At 56.2% G+C, this 233-nt stretch carries 1 protein-coding gene; it reads left to right on the top strand.

What is annotated here, in order from left to right; all coding sequences use genetic code 11:
* Positions 1 to 233 (top strand): BCCT family transporter (locus SB772_RS45880; RefSeq protein WP_410839259.1); only part of this gene is annotated, 233 nt, incomplete at both ends.

Raw genomic sequence — 233 nt, 5'->3', positions numbered from 1 at the left:
CCTTGCTGGGGCTGGTGACGAACCTGGGGATTGGTTCGCTGCAAGTGTCTTCCGGGTTGGAAAACCTGTTCGGCATGGAGCACAGCAACACCAACCTGCTGATCGTGATCATTGTGATGAGCACCGTGGCGACCATCGCCGCTGTGTCCGGTGTGGAAAACGGTATCCGCCGTTTGTCCAACCTGAACATCGTGCTGTTCAGCGGTTTGCTGATTTTCGTCCTGTTGTTCGGC

The sequence above is a fragment of the Paraburkholderia sp. SIMBA_030 genome (assembly GCF_046535245.1).
Taxonomy (GTDB): Bacteria; Pseudomonadota; Gammaproteobacteria; order Burkholderiales; family Burkholderiaceae; genus Paraburkholderia.
The sequence above is the reverse complement of the archived record's forward strand: the minus strand, read 5'-3'. Positions and strand labels throughout refer to the sequence as shown.